Origin of the sequence: Allobaculum fili (genome assembly GCF_020969955.1) — a bacterium.
In the GTDB taxonomy this organism is placed as follows: Bacteria; Bacillota_I; Bacilli_A; order Erysipelotrichales; family Erysipelotrichaceae; genus Allobaculum; species Allobaculum fili.
This window is the reverse complement of record NZ_JAHDSX010000067.1, coordinates 1-8,258: the sequence shown is the minus strand read 5'-3', so window position 1 is coordinate 8,258 and position 8,258 is coordinate 1. Positions and strand designations below refer to the sequence as shown.

Annotated in this window: 6 protein-coding genes; 5 read left to right on the top strand and 1 reads right to left on the bottom strand. The window is 51.8% G+C overall.

Annotated elements, in window-relative coordinates:
* The first annotated feature begins 522 nt into the window (after positions 1 to 522).
* The 3 genes from glpK (at position 523) to trxA (ending at position 4,665) form a co-directional block, all read left to right on the top strand.
* Positions 523 to 2,004, top strand: a complete 1,482-nt coding sequence (gene glpK / locus Afil_RS10125) for a glycerol kinase GlpK (RefSeq protein ID WP_230268442.1) — start codon at positions 523 to 525, stop codon at positions 2,002 to 2,004.
* Positions 2,005 to 2,177: 173 nt separating this feature from the next.
* On the top strand, positions 2,178 to 4,091 hold the full coding sequence (locus Afil_RS10120; protein ID WP_230268441.1) for an LCP family protein: 1,914 nt from the start codon (positions 2,178 to 2,180) through the stop codon (positions 4,089 to 4,091).
* Positions 4,092 to 4,338: 247 nt separating this feature from the next.
* Entirely contained in the window at positions 4,339 to 4,665 is a 327-nt protein-coding gene (gene trxA, locus Afil_RS10115) for a thioredoxin (protein ID WP_230268440.1), read from the top strand.
* Between the two features lie 368 nt (positions 4,666 to 5,033).
* Here trxA and Afil_RS10110 read toward each other — a convergent pair whose 3' ends face one another.
* Positions 5,034 to 5,669, bottom strand: coding sequence for a lysozyme family protein (locus Afil_RS10110; RefSeq protein WP_230268439.1), 636 nt, complete (start codon positions 5,667 to 5,669; stop codon positions 5,034 to 5,036).
* A 347-nt stretch (positions 5,670 to 6,016) separates the two neighbouring features.
* Between Afil_RS10110 and Afil_RS10105 the strand changes: the two genes are divergently transcribed.
* Positions 6,017 to 6,184 carry an intracellular growth attenuator family protein gene (locus Afil_RS10105; protein WP_230268438.1) on the top strand — a complete coding sequence of 56 codons (168 nt, stop codon included), beginning with the start codon at positions 6,017 to 6,019 and terminating at the stop codon, positions 6,182 to 6,184.
* 84 nt (positions 6,185 to 6,268) lie between these two features.
* Complete coding sequence (locus Afil_RS10100) at positions 6,269 to 7,873, top strand: AI-2E family transporter (RefSeq protein WP_230268437.1); 1,605 nt, start codon at positions 6,269 to 6,271, stop codon at positions 7,871 to 7,873.
* Positions 7,874 to 8,258 lie beyond the last annotated feature (385 nt).

Here is an 8,258-nt window from a genome sequence, read left to right as displayed (position 1 = left end):
AATCGTAGTTATGGTCATTGAGCCAGGGGAAAATTAAAAAGAGAGCCTCGGAAAAAGGCTCTCTGATGGGATGAAATTTCAAAAACGAGCGATTTGTATAGTTAAGCTCATTGGGAAAGTTCTAATTAAATATGGATTGTTTTTTCCGCCGTTCATGGAGCACGTCCGACGTGCTCTTTTTCTTTTGTATGGAAGGGTTTTACGCGTCGACACGATGAGGCGGCTTACAGTTTGGAACGATACGTTTAACCTTCGTTTTAGCCTCATAAAAATATTGTAGAAAAAGAAGGGACCTGTCTCAGGCCAAACCCAGTCGGAGAGCGTCGAATCGGACAGGCGCCCGCAAAGAAGAAAAAGCCTTGAGGCATGAGCCAGTCTTCAGCGACGCCGCCCTCCAAAGTCGATAAAATCAAGAAAGAGGTAAAGACATCCGATTGGCAAAGCCGAAAAAATCTGGCAAAAAACGCCGCATCTTTACAGCAGCGGTTCCAGAACAGGCTGTCCGGGTGTCGAAAAATGAATATGAATGACAATCAGTATATCCTGGCGATCGACCAGGGCACGACATCGACGCGCGCCATCCTGTTTGATCACGAACAGCACATGAAGGCCATGGCGCAGAAAGAATGCAAAGTGGAATATCCCCAGAGCGGATGGGTCGAACAGGACGCCATGGAAGTCTGGTACGACACGCTGGGCGTTCTGGCGGACGTACTGAACAAAGCGTCCGCAGATCCTTCGCGGATTCGCGGAATCGGCATTTCCAATCAGCGCGAAACGACGATTCTCTGGGATAAGCGTACAGGCCTGCCCATCTGCAAGGCCATCGTCTGGCAGTCCCGGCAAAGCGCGGGGATCTGCGATATATGGAAAGACGAAGGACTGGAACCGTTTGTCCGCCGCAAGACCGGCCTGCGCATTGACCCGTATTTTTCCGCATCCAAAATCGTCTGGATGCTCGATCATGTTCCGGGCGCCCGCAAAAAAGCGGAAGCTGGTGAAATTCTGTTTGGCACGATGGATACATGGCTCGTCTGGAATCTGACGGGCGGGAAAGTCCATGTGACCGATGCGACCAACGCGTCGCGAACGATGCTCTGCAACATCGAAACCGTCGAATGGGATGACGAACTTCTCGAGCGCTTCAATATTCCAAAAGCCATTTTGCCTAAAATCGTTTCCACGTCGCAGGTGTACGGATCGACTTCGCCGCACGTTCTCTTTGGACAGGAAGTCGACATCTGCTCGATCGTCGGCGACCAGCAGGCCGCGCTGTTCGGTCAGCTGTGTCTGGAAAAAGGCATGGCAAAAAACACGTATGGAACCGGCGGCTTCCTGTTAATGAACACCGGATCGGAAATCGTCCGTTCCCGCCATGGCCTGCTTTCCACGATCGCCTGGAAAATCGGCGATCAGGTCACGTATGCGCTGGAAGGCTCGATTTTTGTTTCCGGATCCATTCTCAAGTGGATGCGCGACAAGCTTCACCTCTTTTACTCCGTCAGTCAGACGGAAGAAATGGCGGTGCGTGCCGGCAGTACCGGCGTCTACATAGTTCCGGCTTTTGTCGGTCTGGGCGCGCCAAGCTGGGACGAACGGGCACGGGCGGTCATTGTCGGTCTCACCTTTTCGACGGGAACGGATGAACTCGTCCGGGCGGCGCTCGAAAGCATGGCATTCCAGGTCAAGGACGTTCTGGATGCGATGGAAGCCGATTCGGGCATTCCCATTCAGATTCTGAAAGTGGACGGCGGCGCTGCCGCCAACAATTTCCTGCTGCAGAAGCAGGCGGATCTTTGCCGCATGGAAGTCGACCGCTTTGAAATCAATGAGCTGACGGCGCTTGGCGCCGCCTATCTGGCTGGTCTGGCGTGCGGCTTCTGGAACTGGGACGATCTGAATATTGAAGTCGAACGTTCGTTTGTTCCGCAGGATAACCAGAAGGAAATGGAGCGCGAATACTTACGCTGGCTTGATGCGCTGCACACCTGCCGGACGTTCTGATCGCTCCGATCGAGCGGCAGAAAAAGCGTCTGCGGCGCGCAGAGTCGACCTTCTTTTCTGGTCCGTGTACGGACTGGGGCGCTAAAGAAACCGTACATAAAGCGAATGAAAGAGAGAATTCATCTTTTTCGTATGGTAAGATTAGAAACAGATTTTTTGAGGAGGAGAAGATTATGCCCAAAAAACGACCATCGCGCCGAAAACCCGCGAAACCGTCAAAAGCCATGCGGGTTCTGGCATGGGTTGCCTCGCTTTTTCTGGCTGGCGGATTTGTCTATCTGATGTTCGAGGCATTCAGCCTGGACGTGTTCAGCACGATTCAGCTGAGCGTTCTTGGCGCCTTCCAGCTTCTTCTGCTTGTCGTTATTGTCTGGGGACTGTTCCGCCGGCGGACAAAGACCTGGGCGAAATCGCTTCTGGTCATTCTGTCGGTTGCGCTTGGCAGCGTATCGGTTCTTGGCGGCTGGTATATCCAGCAGACCGCGGACTTCTTTTCCATCATTGGTACGCGCCATACGGCGAACCATTCCGGAAAAGACGGTGACGATTCCGATTCGCAGACCAACGCCATTCTCGATGACGCGGCTGGCCTGGGCGAAAAAATGGCCGTAACGGTGACGACGTACTCGACCAAAGGCTACGATTTAAAAGATCCGGCTTCCCTGAGCGGAAAGCGGATCGGTACCGTTCCGACGCTGGATGAAGAAGGAACGAAAGCGGCGCTGGCCCAGCTCGAAAGCAAGGGCATGAAAGACGCCGAAATTCTTGAATTCGCCGATCAGTATCAGCTGGTTGACGCGCTTTACGCAGACAATGTCGTAGCGGTCGTTTTGCCGGAACAGTTCCATTCCTCGCTGCTCGACGCGGCCAACGACTACAACCGCTATGGCGCGCTGACGACGCTGACCAATACGGTGGATCAGTATCTGTACTACGAAGACATTCCGGAAGATATGAAAAACGAAGCGGATCCGGTTGCGGATATTACGCAGGATCCGTTTGTGGTCATGATTTCCGGTTCCGATAACTATGGAACGCTCATGTCCAAGTCCCGTACGGACGTGAACATGCTTGCGGTGGTCAATCCGAAAACGCACGAAGTGCTTCTCGTCTCCCTGCCGCGCGATTCCTACATGCCGTTTTCCTGCCGGAAAAACGAAACGGCGTGCGGCTATGCGGCCGGTCAGTACGACAAGCTGACCCATTCGGGCATTTACGGAATCGGCACAACCGAATCTACCATTGAAGATTTCCTCAATATTGAAATCAACTACACCGTACAGGTGAACTTCTCCTCGCTGATCAATGTGGTCGACGCAGTCGGCGGCATTGATATCACAGTCGAACCGGGTCTGGAAGTCGAACGCTTTTACGCCAACGGTACCGAAGGCGTGCACGAAGGCGTCAACCATCTCGACGGCGAGCGGGCTCTGGCGTTTGCCCGTGAGCGCCATGCCTATCTCGACGGCGACAACCAGCGCATCCGCAACCAGCAGCAGGTCATGAAGGCGCTCATGCGCTCCGTCATGTCCCCGTCGATGCTGGTGAACTATCCGAAAGTGCTGACCGCGCTTTCTACCGCGTTTACGACGAACATGCCGTCCAGCCAGATCCGCGATCTGATTCGCCTGGAAGTCAGCTCGTTCCCGTCCTGGAACATCCAGAGCTACGCCCTGACCGGCGCAAGCGATACGCAGATGTCGGCAGCGCTTGGCGCAGCGGCTTCCGTCACGCTCGTTTACGAAGAAGACGTCAATACCGCGCATTCCCTGATTGAAGACGTTCTGGAAGGCCGTGTGCCTCAGATTCCGGCAGAGAGCGAAGATTCCGAAGATTCCAAGCATGTACTCAACCAGACCAACCAGACCGAGCCGCCCATCGGCCCGATTCTTCCGCCAGATTACGGCAACGAAAACGGCGGGGTTTACGTCGATCCGTCCCAGACGCCTTCCTACACATATCCCGTTCAGGAAGAGCCCATCGATCCGGGTACGACAGAAGTCCCGATTGAACCGGCTCCGGCGGATCCGGGTACAGGCGAAGGCGGCGAAGGTGCCTTCAACGAAATTCCGAGTGGCGATCAGTAAATCGCAGACTTATCCATTGAAAACTCCATTTTTCCGCCTGGATCCGCAAAAAGATCCGGGCGGTTTGTTTTATGGAGTTAAACTAGACAAATTCTTTTGGGTTTTACAGAGGGCGGGCGCTAAAACCCAGCAGAGAGGCGGATATTCGTATAATAGGAATCAGCCGGAAGGAACTGTGACTGTACCGGCATACAGCTTCCTTTCCTATTCGGCCAAATGTCCAGTACATGGACAGGAGGTAATAATCATGTCTATTCGTCATATTGATTCTGTTGATACCTACAAGGAAATCGTAGGAAACCATCCTGAAGTACTCGTGGACTTCTTCGCGACCTGGTGCGGCCCCTGCAAAATGCTGCATCCTGTTCTCGAAAGCGTCTCTGAAAAACTCGAAGGCAAAGTTGTTGTAGCCCAGTGCGACATCGACAAGCAGCAGGAAATCGCGGCTGCCTTCAAAGTACAGTCCGTTCCAACGCTCGTCTTCTTCAAGGACGGCAAACCGGTTCTGGCTACTGCCGGCTACATGGATGAAAACGCACTGATGAAATTCATCCAGGCTGCTGAAGAAAAGTAAGCCCGGTTCGCAAAACGCAATAATCGAAAGCCTCGCGCTTAAAGAGACCAATCGTATCGGTCGGACCGATTCGATTCTGTCTCCTTTAACCCATTCATACATACGAAAGATAAAGCTGCTCATGGACCTGCACGCAGGCCAGGAGCAGCTTTGTTTTTTGAAAAACGAAAACGTACAGGCCATACGGTCCGTAGAATCCGTATTGTCCGCACTGTACGGCGGATCGGAAATCGAGAGGCCGCATGCAGATTCGCAGCCCGCATTGGCAGGAAAAAGCCGTAAACCGCCGGGACCAGCCCAGAAAAAAAGCCAGACGCTCCGGGCGACGGATGCATCTGACAATATTTTCCAGAGGGAAAAATTCTGGATCAGGTAATGGTGGCCAGAGCCTGATGGATCAGGTCGACATAAAACATGTTGCCGTATTCGTAGCGCCAGCCTCCGTTGGCCGCAATGGCGATGGGGTTGGGGTAGGAGACGACTTTTCCTTCGGAATGAATCCGGGAAAATTCTTCGGCCAGTGCGCGGGTATGGACGCCGCCGTTGGCGGCGACAAAATCAAGGTAGCCGCTGCCAAAGTTGTACGCCTGAAAAACGGCATCCTGGTCTACACCGAGCTCGGCGGCTTTTTCGAGAAGGGTATGGTAGTAATGGACGCCCTGTTCGATCGAATCAACGGTCGAAAGGGAATTGGGCGGAAGGCCAAGGGACTCGCTGGACTGAAAGACATCTTCGGCAGACCAGTTGGATTCCACCGTAACAATCGCCTTCAGTTCGCGCAGATGGTCGCTGATGCCTTCGGCAGCCGCCTGGTGCTCGACTAAGGCAACAAGTTCCTGCTGCGTCTGGGGAATATCGCTTTGACGGGTGAGGATGAAGATGGAGCATCCGATGGAAAGCAGCAGAAGCAGCGCAGGGAAAATCAGAGCGCGCTTGCGCAGTCCGTGCGGACGGCCTGGAGGGGGCGGCGGTGTCTTTTTTCGGGGTTTCTTTTGTGCGGTCATCGTCTCTCTCCTTTCTTCTGTTCAAAAACCATACGTGCTGGATCAGTATGAGCCAAAATTATAGAGGAAAATTCACAAAATGATATGAAAACTCACAAAATTGTCCATTAAAGGAAAGCCGCTCGAAAGACCGGCCGTCCTGAAATCTTTCGGTTCTGGTCCGGTTCGATTCTCGCCTGAATTGCCGGATTTCTGTTCGTTTTTCTGCTCGAATAACCCGGATTCATTCCGACGGGATCCAGAGAAAATGGATGCGCTGCAAAAGGGAAGAAAGCAGGAAAACTGCCTTCTCTAAAAAATGCAATGGTATGATTAACCAATAAGCAACAAGCAAAGGAGAGTCCTGTATGCGACCTGTCTCGAAAAAAACTGCCGGCATTCTTGGCTGCGTATTTCTGTTCCTGGCGTGTGCCCTGTCCATGGTTTCTCTGTTCTGGGGAATTCTCTGGATGCTCATTGTCTCCGCGATCTGTCTGGGGATCGGTCTGTGGTTTCTGAAAAAATCCATGTCCTGAATTCAGGATCTATACGACAGAACCTGGAAATCGCCTGACTCTTTTTTGTGTGAAAACAAACTGTAATTTGCGAGGAAAAAGCCCATGAAAATCTTTAAAAAGTACAGAACGCTCTGGATGATGGGAGTCATTGTCGTCCTGGCGATTTTGTTCATTACAAACTTTTCCTATGTTGTTTCCGGCATCGATATCCTGCTTCGATCGATTACTTCTCTGCTTGGCGGGGCTGCTCTGGCCTTCGTGCTGAATCTGATCATGTGCCCGGTCGAAGACCGGCTGAAAAAATCCGATAAGCCGTTTGTGAAGAATCATGCCAGAGCGCTGGCCATTCTGACTTCGTTTCTGGTGATGTTTCTGATCATCATCCTGATTCTGTCGATCATTATTCCAAACCTGATCAGCGCGCTGCGCATGCTGACAAGCGAAGCACCGGAGTATTTCAACGAAGTGGAAACGCTCCTGCAAAAGCTTCTGCACAACTACCCTTCGCTTCTCGAAAAGCTGAAAGCCAACCCGATTGACTGGGATCAGACGTTTGAAGTGATTGTCCGCTTTCTGACCAACGGAAGCGGCGGCTCCAATGTGATGGACAGCACGATGAACCTGGTGTCCTCCTTTGTCAGCTTTTTTGTGAATACGTTTGTAGTTGTGATTTTCGCCTCCTATGTTCTGGCGGAAAAGGAACGCTTTGTCAAAGGCTATTACACCTTTGTCGATCTCTACGTGTCCAAGCCAAAACGGACGCATCTGACCCGCGACCTGCGCATTGTCAATGACTCGTTCAAATCGTTCATTCTGGGCGAAATTATTGAAGCGGCTATTCTTTCGACGATGTGCATAGTCGGCATGCTGATTTTGCAGCTGCCGTATGCGACGATGATCGGCATTCTTGTCGGCGTTATCAACATGATCCCGATGGTCGGCGCCTTTATCGGCGGCGGCATCGGCGCGTTCATTATCTTTACCATTTCGCCGACCAAGTGTCTGATCTTCCTGATTTTCCTCTGCATCATTCAGCAGATCGAATCCAACGTCTTCTTCCCGCGTGTTATCGGAAATAAAGTCGGTCTGCCCGGCATTTACGTCATGATGACGATCGTCGTCGGCGGTACGCTTTTTGGCGTACTGGGCATGATCCTCGGCGTGCCTCTGATGGCTTCCGTCTATAAGATTGCCAAAATCGATCTGGCCGAACTCAAAGCCAGACGCGAACAGGAGCAGGAGCGCGAAAAGGAATCAAACGAAAAGGGGCAGAAAAACGCCAGCAAGAACGTTGTTCAGAAAATGCGTTCCGAAATGATGGAACTGCGCAAGTCGGTGGATGAAAATCCTCAAGCGCAGGTGGAAGTCGAACAGATGATTCGCGATGATGAAGATCTGCGCCGCCGTCTGGACGCGCTGCTTTGTGCCTACGACATGACCGATGAAGACATTCGTCCTTCCAGTCCGGCCAATCTCGAATCGCCGACAAAAGAAGAACGAGAAGACCTTCAAAAAAATGCCGAAGCCGCTTCGAAAGCGCTGAGTCAGGTTTCGGATTCTTCAGAAAAGCCCGCCGCATCGATAAAGCCATCCGAGCCGTCCAATCCGGTCAAAGAGCCGAATCCAGCGAAGGACGCCGATCCTGCCAAAGACCCGGAACCCGCGCAAAACGCGGCGACGGTTAAAAACGATTCTTCGTCCAAATAAATCTGGACTGAAAAATCCGGAGGAAAACCGAATGGGAAATAGAAATCTGCCCCTGTAAAAAATCGGTACGTTTCCTGCATACGAAACACATATACGGATATCCGGAGCACATATACGGAGAAGAAAAACGGAAATCGCATGAATTCTCCGATCTGAAATTTCGATAGAGCCATTGAAAAACCGTCTTGAGCAAAAGCCGGCTTCTCGATCTTTACGAGACGCTACACTGATGCTGGAGGCGGTTTTTTATGGCATTGATTCCAATGTCATTAAGTTAAGGAGGGATAAAAATCGTATACCCTGTTCATGAGCGTTGTCATTTCTTATATTTTGCGTCTCAGGCATGACGAAAAGGATGATTTTCTACCTGTTGAAAAAATCATCC